The organism is Nostoc sp., assembly GCF_036917375.1.
GTDB lineage: Bacteria > Cyanobacteriota > Cyanobacteriia > Cyanobacteriales > Nostocaceae > Nostoc.
The window spans coordinates 99,360-115,522 of record NZ_JBALDN010000042.1 but is presented as its reverse complement, the minus strand read 5'-3'; the positions used below and the strand labels follow the sequence as shown (position 1 = coordinate 115,522).

At 41.6% G+C, this 16,163-nt stretch carries 14 protein-coding genes and 2 pseudogenes; 6 read left to right on the top strand and 10 right to left on the bottom strand.

Annotated elements, in window-relative coordinates:
- Positions 1-234: 234 nt before the first annotated feature.
- Complete coding sequence (locus tag V7K45_RS10980; RefSeq protein WP_335003211.1) at positions 235-666, top strand: ketosteroid isomerase family protein; 432 nt, start codon at positions 235-237, stop codon at positions 664-666.
- A 139-nt stretch (positions 667-805) separates the two neighbouring features.
- Here V7K45_RS10980 and V7K45_RS10975 read toward each other — a convergent pair whose 3' ends face one another.
- From V7K45_RS10975 to V7K45_RS10965, 3 genes are all read right to left on the bottom strand, one after another.
- On the bottom strand, positions 806-1,231 hold the full coding sequence (locus V7K45_RS10975) for an ATP-binding protein (RefSeq protein WP_094351551.1): 426 nt from the start codon (positions 1,229-1,231) through the stop codon (positions 806-808).
- A gap of 3 nt (positions 1,232-1,234) precedes the next feature.
- On the bottom strand, positions 1,235-2,908 hold the full coding sequence (locus V7K45_RS10970; RefSeq protein ID WP_335003209.1) for a SpoIIE family protein phosphatase: 1,674 nt from the start codon (positions 2,906-2,908) through the stop codon (positions 1,235-1,237).
- 163 nt (positions 2,909-3,071) lie between these two features.
- Positions 3,072-3,791 carry a response regulator transcription factor gene (locus V7K45_RS10965; protein WP_194046450.1) on the bottom strand — a complete coding sequence of 240 codons (720 nt, stop codon included), beginning with the start codon at positions 3,789-3,791 and terminating at the stop codon, positions 3,072-3,074.
- Positions 3,792-4,214: 423 nt separating this feature from the next.
- On the opposite strand from V7K45_RS10965, the gene V7K45_RS10960 reads away from it, so the two are divergent.
- Positions 4,215-4,970, top strand: coding sequence for a WecB/TagA/CpsF family glycosyltransferase (locus V7K45_RS10960; protein WP_335003205.1), 756 nt, complete (start codon positions 4,215-4,217; stop codon positions 4,968-4,970).
- A 263-nt stretch (positions 4,971-5,233) separates the two neighbouring features.
- Positions 5,234-5,977: a cell division ATP-binding protein FtsE gene (ftsE, locus tag V7K45_RS10955; RefSeq protein ID WP_335003203.1), complete on the top strand. Its 744-nt coding sequence runs from the start codon at positions 5,234-5,236 to the stop codon at positions 5,975-5,977.
- Positions 5,978-6,159: 182 nt separating this feature from the next.
- On the opposite strand, the gene V7K45_RS10950 is transcribed toward ftsE, so the two are convergent.
- Both V7K45_RS10950 and V7K45_RS10945 read right to left on the bottom strand, forming a co-directional pair.
- Positions 6,160-6,933: an armadillo-type fold-containing protein gene (locus tag V7K45_RS10950; protein ID WP_335003201.1), complete on the bottom strand. Its 774-nt coding sequence runs from the start codon at positions 6,931-6,933 to the stop codon at positions 6,160-6,162.
- A 154-nt stretch (positions 6,934-7,087) separates the two neighbouring features.
- Entirely contained in the window at positions 7,088-7,672 is a 585-nt protein-coding gene (locus tag V7K45_RS10945; RefSeq protein ID WP_335003199.1) for a hypothetical protein, read from the bottom strand.
- A gap of 615 nt (positions 7,673-8,287) precedes the next feature.
- Here V7K45_RS10945 and V7K45_RS10940 point away from each other — a divergent pair.
- The gene (locus V7K45_RS10940) at positions 8,288-9,184 is read left to right on the top strand and encodes an alpha/beta fold hydrolase (protein ID WP_335003197.1); all 897 of its coding nucleotides are present in this window, start codon (positions 8,288-8,290) and stop codon (positions 9,182-9,184) included.
- Positions 9,185-9,310: 126 nt separating this feature from the next.
- On the opposite strand, the gene V7K45_RS10935 is transcribed toward V7K45_RS10940, so the two are convergent.
- Positions 9,311-9,844, bottom strand: coding sequence for a DUF4330 domain-containing protein (locus tag V7K45_RS10935; RefSeq protein ID WP_335003195.1), 534 nt, complete (start codon positions 9,842-9,844; stop codon positions 9,311-9,313).
- 486 nt (positions 9,845-10,330) lie between these two features.
- On the opposite strand from V7K45_RS10935, the gene V7K45_RS10930 reads away from it, so the two are divergent.
- Positions 10,331-11,194: a M48 family metallopeptidase gene (locus V7K45_RS10930; protein ID WP_335003193.1), complete on the top strand. Its 864-nt coding sequence runs from the start codon at positions 10,331-10,333 to the stop codon at positions 11,192-11,194.
- 118 nt (positions 11,195-11,312) lie between these two features.
- On the opposite strand, the gene V7K45_RS10925 is transcribed toward V7K45_RS10930, so the two are convergent.
- Entirely contained in the window at positions 11,313-12,068 is a 756-nt protein-coding gene (locus V7K45_RS10925) for a metallophosphoesterase family protein (RefSeq protein ID WP_335003191.1), read from the bottom strand.
- Positions 12,069-12,338: 270 nt separating this feature from the next.
- Between V7K45_RS10925 and V7K45_RS10920 the strand changes: the two genes are divergently transcribed.
- Positions 12,339-12,623, top strand: coding sequence for a DUF2470 domain-containing protein (locus V7K45_RS10920; RefSeq protein ID WP_335003189.1), 285 nt, complete (start codon positions 12,339-12,341; stop codon positions 12,621-12,623).
- A gap of 218 nt (positions 12,624-12,841) precedes the next feature.
- Here the strand turns inward: V7K45_RS10920 and V7K45_RS32955 are convergent.
- The 3 genes and pseudogenes from V7K45_RS32955 to V7K45_RS10905 form a co-directional block, all read right to left on the bottom strand.
- Positions 12,842-13,027, bottom strand: a pseudogene (locus V7K45_RS32955) (transposase); the annotation flags it as partial.
- A pseudogene (locus tag V7K45_RS10910) lies at positions 13,023-13,419 on the bottom strand (IS982 family transposase); the annotation flags it as partial. The pseudogenes V7K45_RS32955 and V7K45_RS10910, both read right to left, overlap by 5 nt.
- Before the next feature lie 235 nt (positions 13,420-13,654).
- Positions 13,655-16,015 (bottom strand): hypothetical protein, encoded by a 2,361-nt coding sequence (locus tag V7K45_RS10905; RefSeq protein WP_335003185.1) that lies wholly within the window; start codon positions 16,013-16,015, stop codon positions 13,655-13,657.
- Positions 16,016-16,163: the final 148 nt, after the last annotated feature.

The window sequence follows — 16,163 nt, the reverse complement described above, 5'->3', positions numbered from 1 at the left end:
TTATCTGGATTTTGCCCAAATAAAGGCGCTTTAATTATATACGATCTAGTCATTACCTTTAATTAAGATTTATTAAATGCCCGATATATAGCCTGTCCTAAACTGGATAGTAGTTCAAAACTTCCATCGTTAGGAAGATTTATTAAGATGTAGCAATCTATCTCAACAGCAGCTTTTTTTTTACTTATTTTTGTATTGAAATTAATATTCAGACACCATAATACAGGTAATTTTATGACCTCTGCTGAATTTATATCGCCAGCGCAGTTTAAAGAAGAATTCCAGATTGAGGGAATTACAGAATCAAGCGTACTGCATTATTTTGAAACCTTAAATGCAGGAGAATTTGAGGCAACTGCTGCCTTATTTGCGATAGATGGTGTGATGCGTCCGCCATTTGAATCTGATATTGTCGGGACAGATGCGATCGCAGCCTACTTAAAACAAGAAGGTCAAAACATCAAAGCTTACCCGAACACAGGAATAGCCGAGACTTTAGAAAATGGTGATATCCAAGTCCAGGTAACAGGCAAAGCACAAACTTCGTGGTGTAGTGTCAATGTCTTGTGGCTATTTATCCTCAACCAACAACGGCAAATTTCTTATACTAGAATCAAACTTTTAGCTTCCCCCAAAGAGTTACTTACTTTACGTCGTGAAAATTAAGTAGCCAATAACTACAAAGGGCAAAGTTTTAAACCAATATTTATCACCCAGTCACACAGGATTCATAGCTTTATTTTGACTCCTGAATTCTGAATTCTTCCTCATAAATAGCATGGCTTGAAAAATAGTAACTTTTTCTCTATTGGACTAATTCGGGTAAAGTAGCTTCTAACTTCAGACAGTTGGCACCATTAACCTGCAATTTGTAATCTACTTTATCCATGAGACGATTCATAATCAGCCAACCATAACCACCTTCTTGCTTTTCCATCGGGTTGGGAGCGTAGTAGTTAGACATGTCAAAGCCTTCGCCGTAGTCCCAAATTTCTAAGGCAAAATCCCGGTCTTTCACTTCTAAACGCAGTAAGATGGGTAAATTCGGTTGGTCTTTGTGGGCGTGACGGACTGCATTAGAATAGGCTTCCACTAAAGCCAATCTCAAACGACTCGATTGCCGCGACCAATCCACAGATTCCCCTAGTTGAATTTTCAAACATCCCAACAACCAGTTTTCAACAATATTCAGAAAATTCAAGTCGCTTGGTACATGAAGCTCACTTTTCATGACTTACAAAATCTCCAGTGAAAGTATAGTTTGATCGTCTTCTTGAACGTGATTATCTGCCTGGATGCGAGCTAGTAAATGGTTAAGAGAAAGTGGTTGTTGCTCTTGTTGTAAGAGTTGCCAAAGACCATCTTGATTCAGCATCGAACGGTTTACTGACTCAACCCCAACCTCAGTTTTTACTGTTGAATCAGGATTATTTGATACCATTGCTTCTGTAATGCCGTCGCTGGCTAGTAACAATGTGTCTCCAGCAGCGAGAACCAAGCGACCAGACTGTGCCTGCCACTTAGGTAAAATCCCCAAAGGAACGCTGCGAACTTTCAGGTAATTGGGATTTTCAGCTAAAGTCGAGGAACGCGACCATAATATTGGATAAATATGACCGGCATTAGTGTAGACCAGTTCCTTAGTGCTAGGGGTATAACAAGCTAACACAAGAGTGACAAAATAATTATTGCTAATTAAATCTTCACTGAGAGCGTGGTTAAGGTTTTGCATGACCACATTCGGCTCTGCTGGTGTCTCTTGAGATAATTCTCGGCGCAAAACTGAAATAATACTAGCCATAAATAAAGCTGCTGGGACGCCCTTGCCAGAAACGTCACCCACTGCCAACCACAAGTCGCCTTTAGGATGGACAAAAACTTCAAAAAAATCGCCTCCTACTTCACGCGCCGGATAGCAGCAAGCTTGTACCTTTACACCTTTAATGTCAGGTAAACTTTGGCGTAGCAGATTGTATTGAATTTGGCGAGCCACCTCTAACTCAGTGTGAATCTGCTGTTGCTTTTCTTGGAGGCGTTGGTAGAGCTTTGCTTGGGAGAGAGCTAAGGCTGCTTGTTCGGCAACACCTGCAATTAGTTGGATGTCTTCGTCTTCCCAAGGGCGATCGCGTCCCCATTGGTGGAGGGTTAGCACAGCCAACAGATGCTGATGGTAGCTAAGTGGCACAACTAGGTGGTGACTAGGATTACCGTTATAGATATCTTGAGCAAGTTGATAATGACGGGTTTCCAGCACCTTTTCGATTAAAACACTGGAGTCGAAGAAGGAATCTAATACATCAGATTTCGGATCGCTGTAGAAAAACTCGTCTTGTGTGAGGCGATCGCCTTCTACTGGTTTGAGTAAGCAACTGGTAGCTTCAAATGTTTCTCCAATAGTTGCGACAATTTTTTGCAGCATACTATCGTAGTCTAAAGATTCCCGAATTGCTGTTGTTACCGCATTAAACAAAGATTCTCGCCGTAGGGCCCGACGTAATTCTTGGGTGCGCTTCTTAACTAGGCGATACGTATCAGTAGCTTGCTCAACTAAGCTTCTCAGCCGTTCTGGATTCCAGGGTTTGGTAATGTACTTGAATACCTGACCGGAGTTAATCGCATCTACCAAATCTTCGACATCAGTAAAACCAGTTAACAAAATCCGAATCGTGTCTGGAAAGCGCTCTACGGTGCGACTAAAAAATTCAGTCCCATTCATTTCTGGCATTCTTTGGTCAGAAATAATTACCGCCATTTCGCCAAATTGATCCAACATTTCCAGAGCACCAAAGGCATGATTGGCTTTATATACTTGAAAATCTCGCCTAAAAGTGCGGTAGAGTAAATCTAGGTTATCTGGCTCGTCATCTACCACCATGAGCTTAAGTTTGTCCGTACCAATCTCAGCCATATTTGACTTTTGTTTTTATATATTTGAATGGCGAGATAACAGGATGTTTATCCCACCTAATAAATAAGAGAAAACCAGAGAAGCCATTCACTTTGAAAATATAACTTTTCAAAGTTGTGAGTTTCCCTTGATTATCCTCAATTGATCCACACCAAAATTAAATTTATCCAACTAACCCAGAACGCAAGGCGCGGACTGCTGCTTGGGTACGGTCATCGGCACATAGCTTATTCAAAATATTGCGAACGTGAGTTTTAACAGTGCCAACTGTGATGTAAAGTCTTTCCGCAATTACTGCATTACTACAACCTTCGACAATCAACTGTAACACTTCCAATTCCCTTTCTGTCAGGGTGTAAGGTTGAATTTCTTCCAAATTCTCAAAAGAATCTGGGTTAGGAGCAATAGTCTTAGAATCGACCAAAGCCGATTCCAACTTTTGAGGATTTTGTTGCGCTTGTTGTAATACAATCCGAGCGATCGCTGGATCGATCCAAGCGTTGCCATTGTAAGTTACTCGTACTGCTTCCAGCAAATTATCAAATTTGATATCTTTCATACAGTAAGAGTCTGCACCAGCGGCAAAAGCTGCCAACACCGCTTCTTTGTTATCCCGCAGCGTCAAAATTAAGACTTTTGTAAGTAGCTGCTGGCCATTAGTAGTAGATTTTACCTCCCGTGTTAACTCAATGCCATCTTTATCTGGTAAACCAATATCGACAATGGCAATATCTGGTTGTAGCATTTTTAACATTTTTAGACCATCAGCAGCATTAGCAGCTTCACCTACAACTTCAATTTCATCCTTTTGCTGTAGTGCTGTACGAATACCCACACGAGTTAGGTCATGATCTTCAATCAGAGCGATACGAATTTTACTCATAGCCAACTTCAGCCCGTTACACTATAACCATAAAGTCGAGTTTCGTGACATACTCCCACACTAACTGCAAGCAGTATAGTGGGGGCTTCTATTCCCGGAACCAGAGTTGCGAGTTGAGCGTTTTATACTGAGTGAATATTACACTTTAACAATAAAAGTTGGACTGGTTCAGCCCAAGTACAAGCGCCCAAGATTAATAGACAGAGAAGTGAAATTAATTATGTGTTCTCTAAAACCCTTATATATACGCAGCCTTGCTACGTATATACATTCTTGTTCACTCTTATGTCTATTTAGTTTAATTATGCTTACTCTCGTTCAAGGGCAAAGGGGAATCTTTTTTGCCTAAGTTCTAATATAAAAAAATTTGATAAACTTAACATTCATGCAAAATCTGGTGTGAGTATTACTTAAGAATAGGCTATGTCTAACGGCAATCAAGCATTTTCAGTGTTGGGAATACCAGTTCATGTGATGGCTGACTATCCAGGCTGGTTGTTAGAATGCCTGCACACAGGCAGAGGAACTCATGTCGTAACGCTCAATGCAGAAATGACTATGCAGGCAGAGCAAAATCAATTATTAGCTCAGGTGATTAAAAATGCTGAACTGGTGATTCCAGATGGAGCTGGGGTTGTTCTGTATTTACGATGGCTGTTATGGCAAAAAGTGCAGCGGTTTCCAGGGATTGAATTAGCAGAAAAACTTTTGCAAGCACTTGGGCAACAGAAGACAGGGACAAAGATATTTTTCTATGGAGGAGCGCCGGGAGTGGCCGCAAATGCGGCAGATTTTTGGCAGCAGCAAATTCCAGATTTGAATATAGTCGGCACTCACTCAGGCTACCATTCTCCAGAAGAAGAAGCACAATTGCGACAAACTCTGGCTCAATTGCAGCCACAAGTAATTTTTGTTGGTTTGGGAGTGCCACGCCAAGAGTTATGGATTGCCGAAAACCGCCATTTGTGTCCCCAAGCAATTTGGATTGGCGTTGGTGGCAGCTTTGATATTTGGTCGGGAACTAAAACTCGCGCTCCCGCCTGGTTAGGAAATAATAATTTGGAATGGTTGTATCGCCTTTATCAAGAACCTTGGCGCTGGCGGCGGATGTTGGCTTTGCCAGCGTTTGCTGTGAAAGCGTTTGTTTATCGTTTGACAGCAAGGGGTGCAATTAGTTAAGAGTGCTGAGTGCTGAGTGCTGTTAGCGGTAGCGGGGCGTTTAGCCCGTGCTGAGTTCTGAGTGCAATTAGTTAAGAGTTCTGAATTCTCAATGCTGAGTTCTGGGTGTTCTTACTTAGTTAGTATTAAAGTCTTGAAAAAATTTTAAATTTTCTTTGTTGAAATTTAAATTCCCAAGCGAAACCTGGGAATCCTTATTTTGGGGAGAATGTCACATTTAAGCAGGCAAACTGTTTGGTTGTGGGTATGAGGAAAATTTAACAATGCCAGTATTAACAACTCAAGTTAAGAAAGACTTTTCCGTTCGCGGGGAGGACAGTGAAACTCAACAGCACGGTAGCAATACTACAAAGGTACAATTGCAATCTGTAACTAAGACTTATGCTAACGGCGCTCACGCCTTATTGAATGCAAACCTTGAGGTAAAAAAGGGAGAATTTCTGTTTATCACGGGGCCAAGTGGTTCTGGTAAATCAACGCTCTTGAAACTGCTGTATGGCCACGAGTTGCCTACACAGGGAGAAGTAATTGTTGATGAATGTAATGTAGCGGATTTGCGGGGCGATCGCTTGTCATTATTGCGGCGACGAATTGGTATTGTGTTTCAAGACTACAAACTAATTACCCAACGAACAGTAGCAGAAAATGTCACCTTTGTGCTGCAAGCTCAAGGGTATACCCGTAAAGAAATTCAACGACGTTTAGAACCAACCTTAAAGCTAGTAGGTTTGCTGAGTAAAGCTGATTGCTTTCCAGATCAACTGTCTGGGGGAGAACAACAACGGGTGAGTATTGCTCGTGCGATCGTTGGTACACCACCCCTACTGTTGGCCGATGAGCCTACTGGAAATCTCGATCCAGATAATTCCTGGCAAGTAATCCAGATTCTCCAGAAGTTAAATTCCTTTGGGGCTACGGTGATTGTTACCACCCACGATGAACAATTGGTACGCAGGTGCAATCATCCGGTAGTACAAGTTCGTAATGGAACGTTGTCTCGAAAATAGTTATTTGTCATTAGTAATTGGTCATTGGTCACTTGTACTGAGTTTCGACTGCGCTCAACTACCGCGTAGTCGTTGGCGTGGTAACAGAGCGTAGTCGTTCGCGCAGCGTCTCGTAGAGAAGTGCAGCCTTTCCAAGAGTTGTATCGATCATTGGTCATTTGCAAAGGACAAAGGACAAATAACTAATAAACGTGGTGTTTGACTTTTGATGATACGGGTACGAAAGGTACTGCTGTTTTCGGGGGTAGCGCTTGTAGGCGATCGCAGGCTTGTAAACTCTTAAAAGCTGCCTCTCGCACTACAACTTCTTCCTCTCGACTGAGTAGGAGTTGCAAGCATTGGACAATATCTTGCTGCACTGAAGAGTCAACTCGCTTACGGCTGATGAATTTACTTAGTTGACCTAGAGCAATCAACCGCTTCAATGGATCTTTTTCTGTTAAATTCATCAATAACCGATCGAGGTGGTCTTCTTCTCGATTTTCATAGAAGTTAACAATTTGCCATACCAATAAAATTAAAGTTAACAGGGTTCCCACACCTTGCGCGATCGCACCAGCAGCAATCCAGTGACTGTGAGAGTCGACCCATATTGCCGCTGCCATGTAAGTGCTGACAGTAGCAATACCACCACTTATGACTGCTAAAACTAACCGACGATTTGAACTATTTAAGAACTTACGTATTTTAGACCAGCGCAATTGCCAGTCCCACTCTTGCATTGAGTAAACCAATACCATTACTCCAATGCCGATCAAAAGAGCCAGTAGCAGTTTCCAGTTCCACAACAACATGGCAATGATAATTGTCAGGAAACCAAGAAAGCCCCCAGGGCCAGAGAAACGTTTAAATGTTTGCTGCTTTATGGCTCCCTTTGTCTTGAATTTTGGAAGCGACCATTTCCAGTTGGGGATTTGGTTGATCAATTGCTGCCAAGAAGACGAAGCCTGTGCCACAGTGTTTACCTACTTGATTATGAAATTACCTATTGTATAAGTTTTACTATGGATGAAGAAAGAATGAAGGCTCAAACCATAAAATGCCCACAGCGCCAATTAACATACCATTTTCAATCGCTCAGAGCAAGGGCATTTTGTACGTAAGTCTTAGTTAAAGACAAAAACGAAAGTTATCAAGGGTGAATTGCCCATCAAAAGTACAAAAGGTAACGCTGTGAATGTTATTCACATTTATAGATAATAAGGTATTGGGGGAAATTGCCGAGTCGGAATTGGCAAGATTAGAGCCTGGTAGCGCAGTTTGAGCGAGTAGTTGCCGATCGCGATCGTAGGCGGAAAGCACTAGCCGTTGCGAACTAGTGACAAAGGCGCTAACCGAGTTCACTGGACGCAAGAAAGTAGCTTCTAAAAATCCGCTTTTGGGCGCTCCCATTAAGACTATTAGCCCTGAATAGGTTGGAAATGCTGGATTTGATGGCTGTATTGCTAGACAATTGTCAAAAATGACTCCCCAACGTTCGTATTGGCGCTCTACTGCTTCAAAACACTTTAAGTCTTCTAAGTCTAAACAAATACAAGTAGGTACAGTAAGTTTGGCAGCATCAAAAATTGGCTCAACCTGACCCCGCCTAGCTGAAGCTTTAATTTCGTTTTGTATATTCAAGTTGTCAAGCGCAAATTTAGCGTCTTCAATCGTTGGTAGTTTATTTGATTGAAGAGTAGCCTGCTTTACCATGACATCCCGCCTTACTATTATCTAGATAAAAAATCAGATTAGTTATACATCAAAAGCTATTGTTTCTACATATATAAGTAGAATTAACAGCTTATTCAAATAAGCGTTTTAACTATTGTTAACGTGTTGACGCTCAAAATTATTTATCGGTTTTTTGATAGACTACCATAAAAACTTATGCTGGATTCACGCCGAAGCAATTCTCGCTACCATGAAAAACCCTTATAAAACAGTAATTTCAACGTTCAGCTACTTTATTTTTATGAAAAAAAGCACCAAATCTTTACACGTAATCCAGTAATTTTATCTCTACTTAATCTGACGCTAGCCAGAAGTCTGAGAGTGATTGGTTCGCTGATAATAACAATGAGTGGGGAGTTTGAACTAGACACATGAAGAGTACTGAGTTAAAAGACTGCCTACAAAGGACGTTGCTCTTCCTAAGTACACAAATATTAAGTGCTTGTTAATTTACTCAGCACTGAGTGTGGTAAACATCTAGGGTGACGAAAGGGGAGGTGGAGAGATTATCGAATCTTCTCTTTGTGTGCCTGCGCCCCAGGTATTTTATATTACTTTTGCCAACGAATCACTACAGTCAACAAAAAAAGACTTATGTTTCAACCACTAGGATTTGAACAACGCTCTATAGATACCTCACTAGGTAGAATGGTATATTATACTGCTGCTGGAGCGCCTTGGGAGGATGATGTGACTGCCAAAGACGATCGCGAAACTTTGGTATTTCTGCACGGCTTTGGTGGTGGGTCTTCTGCTTATGAGTGGTCGAAAGTTTATCCAGCTTTTGCGGCTGAATATCGGGTCATTGCGCCAGATTTGCTCGGTTGGGGTAGGTCTGAACATCCAGCACGGAATTATAAAATTGAGGATTATTTGACCGCGATTCGGGAGTTTTTCCAGCAGACTTGTACTGGGCCAGTAACAGCGATCGCTTCTTCTTTGACCGCAGCATTTACAATTCGAGTAGCAGCAGATCGTCCTGATTTATTCAAGTCTTTAATTCTTACTACTCCCGCCGGACTTTCTGACTTTGGCGAAGACTATTCCCGGAGTTTTTTTGCCCAGTTAGTTAGCGTTCCCATTGTCGATCGTTTACTTTACAGTACTGGAATTGCTACTAGTAGTGGTATTCGGAGCTTTTTAGAACAACGGCAATTTGCTCAATCCAATCGAGTCTACCAAGAAATTGTAGATGCTTATCTAGAATCCGCCCAACAGCCTAATGCTGAGTATGCAGCACTGTCCTTTGTTCGTGGCGATTTGTGCTTTGATTTATCCCTTTACATTCAACAATTAGCCACTCCCACCGCGATTATTTGGGGACAAAAGTCGCAATTTACAGGCCCCTCAATTGGTCGCCGCCTTGCTGAAATTAATCCCTTAGCAATCCGATTTTTTCAACAGTTGGAAGATGTCGGATTGACACCACAGTTGGAATTGCCAGCAGTGACAATCGGGTTAATTCGCAAATTTTTGCCTTTGCTTAATTAACATGAGTAGTAGAGACGCAAAATTGGACTGGGCTTTTGCCTTGCTTTCCTAACGCGTCTCTACATTCTTTTTCACAGATGTTTAATAAGATTTCTAGAGAAAATATTATCAACAAAAGTGATAATATTATTTGTCTTGCAATCTGATATCAATGACAGTTGCATTGAAATTGTAGTTAAAGCCTTCTAACTCAAATGGCATCCCAATTTTAACTTTACTGTTACCCAAAACTGGCCCGTTTTCAGTAACTTGGGCTTTGCCATCTAAAGTCAAAAGAAAATCTGTACTGTAATTATTGCTCTTGGGATCTGGCAGTTCTTTAACAGTGCCATCAGGTTGGAAAACATTGACTGTTCTAGGTAGCTGTTGAATGGATTTAATTTCAATCTGTCCGTAAGGCTGATTGCGGATAATCACATTGGTTTTCCCACCTTTTTTTAAACCATTGTCGATTAATTTTTCCGGGTCGCGTACATTCAAACCACGAACTACTAAGTCTACTTCTATGGGTACTGTTTTCGCGCCAACTTGGGCAACAGAACCAGAAGTGCCAGGAAAAACAAAGATGCCAAAGATAACTAGCAGAATTACCAGCGCAGCACCTAAATCGAGGAGATTAATTTTGCCAAACAAGCGACCTTTTGAATCTAAAATAGCCATAAAAAGTTTTCCGAGGTAATAGCGAAGTAATGGATTGTAGCCAGAAAGTTTTCGATGGAAACAGTAATTTTCCCTATTTGGTAATAACTCAAAGTATTCAAGGGGTTGCAGTTATGCGACAGTTTATCACGAGTTCGTAATTTCCGAAGAGCCAGTAGCTAACCCTGAAAATTTTACCTGTTATAGCAGATTTCAAGGAAAGTGAGGTACACAAGCTAAGTCTGTTACCCATATATCAAGCGTGTTTGACTCTTGAATTCTGAATTCTGCTGTAATACTCACGCGCCTAGAAAGTAAAATCTAGTGTTTAAGCCTATCTCTAGAGAGAATCTCTAGCCTCCCGCAGTTCGGTAGATTTGAGTCAAGATTATCTGTATAACAACTCCTTTGATATTGAGTTAAGAATGCAACTTAGAATATTCTAAATCCGTCTCATAATTTGTCCCCTCATTTTATGTTCTTCCAAAATAATCTTCAAAGCGTATTATGTTCAATTGGAAAGGTTTTGCTGCAAATTACCGTGTATGGCGGCGTCGCTGGTTTTATCCCCTAATTTCAGTGGTAGTCGCCCTGAGTCTGTGCCTGAGTACACCCTTGCCTGGAAGAACTTTAGATTTCTTGCCTCTTTTACTTCAAGGAGTTCAGGCATTTCAGCTTTCTAATATATCTCCTAATCAAGAAGTTGATCTTGGTAAGCAGATTAATCAGGAATTGGTCGGCAGTCAAGTCCGACTTTACCGCAATCCCGAAGTGAATCGTTATGTAGAGCAAGTTGGTCGGCGTTTAGCAGCGAATAGCGATCGCCCCGATCTCCCCTATACTTTTCAGATAGTTCAGGATGACTCTATTAACGCCTTTGCGACATTAGGCGGCTATGTATATGTCCACACGGGTTTGCTGAAAACCGCAGACAATGAAGCGGAACTGGCAAGTGTACTCGCTCATGAAATTGGTCATATTGGCGGGAAACACGTAGTCAAGCAGATGCAGCAAAAAGCCCTCGAAAGTGGTCTATTAACGGCGGCTGGCTTAGATCGAAATTCCGCAGTGCAAATTGGTGTACAGATAGCGCGAGACTTACCACGCAGCCGTAAAAATGAATTTGAGGCCGATCAAAGGGGACTACGAACTTTGACACGTACTGGTTATGCCCAGTCAGCAATGGTCTCTTTTATGCAAAAGCTGCTGAAAAAGGGTGGTTCCACTCCGACATTTTTGAGTACACACCCCGGAACCAGCGATCGCATTGATGCCCTCAAACGTGCAATTAACGCTCAACCTAGTAATGGAAAATCTGGCTTAGATAATGCTAGTTATAAAGCAAATATTCGACCATTAACGAAGTCTTGAGGAAATTGGGCATTGGGCATGGTTATTTTCTCCCCTTGTCCCCTTGTCCCCTTGTCCTCCTTGTCCTCCTTGTCCCCTTGTCCACCCACTCCCCACTTCCCCTCATTTCAAATATTCCTCAATTCCGATTGCGCCGATCGACTTTAATTTTGGCTGGATCGACTGTACTTACAACCTCTTCTAAAGGCAGGGTACGAGTATAGTTTTTAAAGATATTGACTTGATAAACCAACTGATTTGTGACATCTAGTCCAGTCAACCAGCCACTCCGGGGATGATAAGCACCAGTATCTATGTCTAGCCATCCCTTTCCTTGGGCCAGTTTACCAGGAGAAACACCTGGTAGGGTAAAGGTAATGGTGTGACCAATGATAATTTGTTTATCTGGAAAGTAGGGTTTTTCAATGCTGTGAAATTCCTCTCGTATCCAGCACAGTTCATCGGCAGTTTGTTCTGCCACCGACTTGGAAGGGTCAACACCAGCATGAGTTAACCAAATATCTCCCAAGTCAAGGTATGTAGGCAAAGCTTTTAACCAATCCAGATGGTCATCAGGAATTGGAGCCTCTTGGTAACTGGCCACGGTAGCTTGTCCTCCACCAAACAGCCATGCTTGCATCGTCGAGGAGGAAGTCCTTTCATTTGTCAGAATGCTTAGTAACATCTGCTCATGATTTCCCAACAAACATGAGTAGTTATTTTGCTTGACAAAATTAACTACTTGTGCGCTGTGAGGGCCGCGATCGATTAAGTCTCCCAGAAAATAGACTCGATCTTCTGACGTGGGGGCGATCGCCTCCAACAGTGTCATTAAACCTTCATAGTGTCCATGCACATCCCCAATTACAATTCGTCTGGGGCTAGTTTCGCTCATTGTCTCTTAGCTGCAATAGTTTTGGCTAATACTTCTGCTACAGTTTACGCTGTCTGCTTTCCGCAATGAAAGGTAAAAATACTGGATAATGCTTATTTTAATTTAATTTTTGTACGAGTAATAAACTTAACTTATCAAATATATACAACAGCAGTTGTTTTTCAGATATAACTTATAATAACGATGGCGTAAGACTAGCTTTTTCTGCTAATTTAAACTACTTAGCTGAGAATTTAGGCTCTTGCTATATTCATCACTTTTAAGTTCACAATGTCTAATGGTTTTTCTGCTGAAATTAGTTCGCGCATCTGCAAGCACATGAATGACGATCATGCTGATGCTGTAGTTATTTATGCTAAAGCTTTTGGTGGTGTCACAGATGCGAACGCAGCCGAAATGCTGTCAATTGATGCACAGGGTATGGATTTAACAGCGCAAGTAAATGGGGAAGCTGTACCAGTTCGCATTCAATTCGATCGTGTTTTAGTAGACGCGGAAGATGCTCATCAAACTTTGATTGCAATGGTGAAGCAGGCGCGGGTGAAGGCTAAATAGGAAATGACAAAATAATTTACACTAAATCTGCGATACATTTAATCGCATATTTTTGTACATATAGCAATATTAAACTGGGGAAAGGTTAAAGGTTAAAGGGGAAGGGAAAATTCCATAGCTTTACCTCTTCCCCCTTTCTCTTTTTCCCAAAACCAAATTCCAGTTTAAAATTCTCAACCGAGCAGTATTGAAAGCTGTGTTAACGTGAGTTCGATGAACTAAAAAACGGCAGGAGGAAGGGCAGGTAAGTCTTTGGGATAAATATCAAGTGAGGGTTTTTGAGGCAAATAAGTGTAAGCAGCTAAACCAGCTATCAAGTTGACCAAAAAGTTGAAAACACTTCGATGCCTAGAATGTTCAATTTGGCACAGGTTTTTCAGATGATCATTAACCGACTCAACGACATCGATGACAAACTTCTATTGGCGTAGAATCAATAAAACTGATTCCTGTAACTTCACCTGTGCGTGTATGCAAAAAACAACACAACTCACATCTTGCACCACGGCATCAATTCAATGAATCTGGTGTAGCTGACCAGATTTGGGAATGCGCCACGCCAACCCGGCAGTACATGCAGCGTATAAAACTCTTTGAATGTTCGGTAGCCCGAACCATGAAAGGCGATCGCAATTGTCATCACCTCCGATAAATGCATCCGGGAAGTGCTGCGACGCTCTCCAATCATTGACGGTAGCTGTGGTACTTGTTCCCACATCCTTTCCCATGACGAACAAAAATCGTCTACATCGCAGAAAATCTGGGTTACATCTAGGCGAGATACAATTGTGGACATAGCTGAGACACCCTTAATTTTTTGTTCTAATTCTAGTCTCAGCTTTTTTTTGGGCTTTTTTCAACCCGTCGAACTCACGTTGTGTTATGTCGTAATTGCTGTAAATACTTATACCAAGCGTGAAAAATGATTGCGACAGATGGAAAACTGAAACATTTATCCAATGGATGTTTCACAATCCAAAATCTAAAATCGTTCGACTGAGCGTAGTCGAAGTCTAAAATCCAAAATGGTATTATCCTGCCAGCCGATACATAATCACTTTTCCTTTCCAATTTTCTTCTACAAATACCAGATGCTCACCATTGGAACGCCGAAAAGCGCGAATACCGTAGGGTATATCAATCCAGCCACTTTCACCGCCAACTTCTGGGCCTGGTTTTAACTTTTGTACTTGCGCTCCCGTCTTGGCATTGTAGACATATACCTCTGCGGTTTTTACTGTCACGGCAAATACATAGTCTTCAGTCACACTGATTGCTGCTGTAGACACTTCACGCTTCCCGGTGCTGTCGTAGGGAATTACAATCCGCCATTTAGGAGTACGATTTCCTTTACTCCAATTGTCAAAACGGGCAATCTCAGATCCAGCAACTCCAGCATCGTCACTAAATGCAGGGCGATCTCCCGTAAAACCTGACAAATACATACTATCTGTTTCAGGGAAATATTCGATCCGCCGCAAGTCGTTAAATATTTTGGGAGTAGTTTGCTTTTCCATCGAACTATAGCTGTAGATGGGATTACCTTTAGGATCTATTCCCTGTAAAGGATAATGTCGAATGCCATCTTCTGTTCGCAAAGCTTTCCAAACATCTCCTTTGCTGTCTACCCACCAACCGCCGAGATAAGGATAATCTTTGCTGCGATCGTATTCGTTCTTTTCAAATTTGCCATTACCGTTGCGATCGCGCCAGATCCATTCCCCTTTTTCTGGTTGATGCGGTGGCCAATTTCCGGTGATAAATGGTTTATCTGCGCTATTAGTACCAACAAACATCCCGGCGGGGATGGCAACTTTACCATCTGTGGCGGGATTGAAACGATAGATTTGCAGAAAGCTGTTATACATATCTGTGAGGAACAAAAACGGCTTCCCTTGGATGCGGCGAACAAAGGTTCCATCTGGCGATGTATGCAGACGGGGATCTTGAGGATATTTGAAAGGATTTAAGGTGTAAGCTTTGTAAGTCCACTGCTTACCAGCAGCCTTACTGTAATCCATCAGATAGTGTTCTTGTTTGGTAAATAAATCTACACCATCAGTTTTAGGATCGGCATCTGCATTATCGACGAAGATCAATCCCAGCGATCGCCACATTAGTTTTCCCGATGGCGAAAATTTCCGCAAATCTGTTCCTGATTTGTTGAAACCATTACTATTTATATAGATATTGCCGGAAGCATCTGTACCGACTCCGGTAAGTCCGTAAAGTTTCAAATCTCGAACTTCACCAGCAACTCCTGCATAGATACCGCCTTTAGAACCAAAACTACTCACCTGTACTGGCCGATCTTTGATGTCATAAGTCAACATTTGCTGACGCGGGCCATTTTCTGCTACTAACAGCTTACCTTGATGATTAATAGCGATCGCTGTTGGTTCAACAATATCTGCAATCTGTTGGGGCAATTGCTTTCCAATTTGGGAATAATGGAGAATCTTAGCAGGCTTACTCCCATTTTTACTTTGAATAATCCACAAATTTTTTTGTGGATCGATAGTTATTGCTCCCGGATTAGTAACGGCAAAGCTGCGGAGTTCCTTCATTGTATCAGTATCATAAACACGAATCCGGTTAGCCGCAGAATCACTCACATACAACTCGTTTTCCACAGTTGCTAATCCAGTCACTTCACTTTTAGTACTGGTAATCAACATACTTTTATCCCAACCACGTCCATTCGGAAACGGCGCAGGTTTTCCTGATAAGTCATAGCGTCTAACGCTATACCAAGTTGTTCCTTCTGGTGGATAATCTTCTTTTGTATCGCCCCTCGAACCTTGAGTCATGGCAATGTAAACATATTTACTATTTGCGGTTACAGCTTTGCCACCGCCACGACTCCAGCCGTGAGTATCCCCAAGGGCAGCAATAACCTTACCATCTTTATATATTCCTGCCTCCATTGCCGCCTCATCCCAATGGCTGTTGGTATAAACTGTGCCATCAGGAGCAACATACATGGCCTCAATATTGTTTTGTACACGCAGATTTCCACTGCCAATAGTGTTACCTATCCACGATGTTTTGTAGTTAAGCGCGGGTGTTTCAGTATTGTTTTGTACCCGCAGATTTTCAATGCCAATAGTATTACTTATTGGTGATATTTTGTCAGTAAATGTGGGTATTTCAGTACTGTTTTTTCCCCGCAGCTTTTCACTGCCAATAGTATTATTTGTAAGCGGGCCTGTTCCATTGTTCGCCCAGTCTGTTGTAATTCCAAGGGTAGTAACAATGACTCCAATAGTTAGACCGAGTAAAAATTTTAACGTTTTATTTTTTTTAAAATATCTAGTATTAGAGAATTTTTTGATGTGCTGATTGAGCTTTTGACGGAGTTTTTTTAACTGCGTCAGTAATTTATTTATCATATAATTTTCAGGTTTTAATTATTTATATACAATCATTGTTTATAAAATCCGTAAAAAAATATAACTATTTTGAAGTGGGTAAGATCTGGTCTATGTATGGACACGGCATCTGATATCACTCTGCCATAACTTTTATGAGAAAATAATC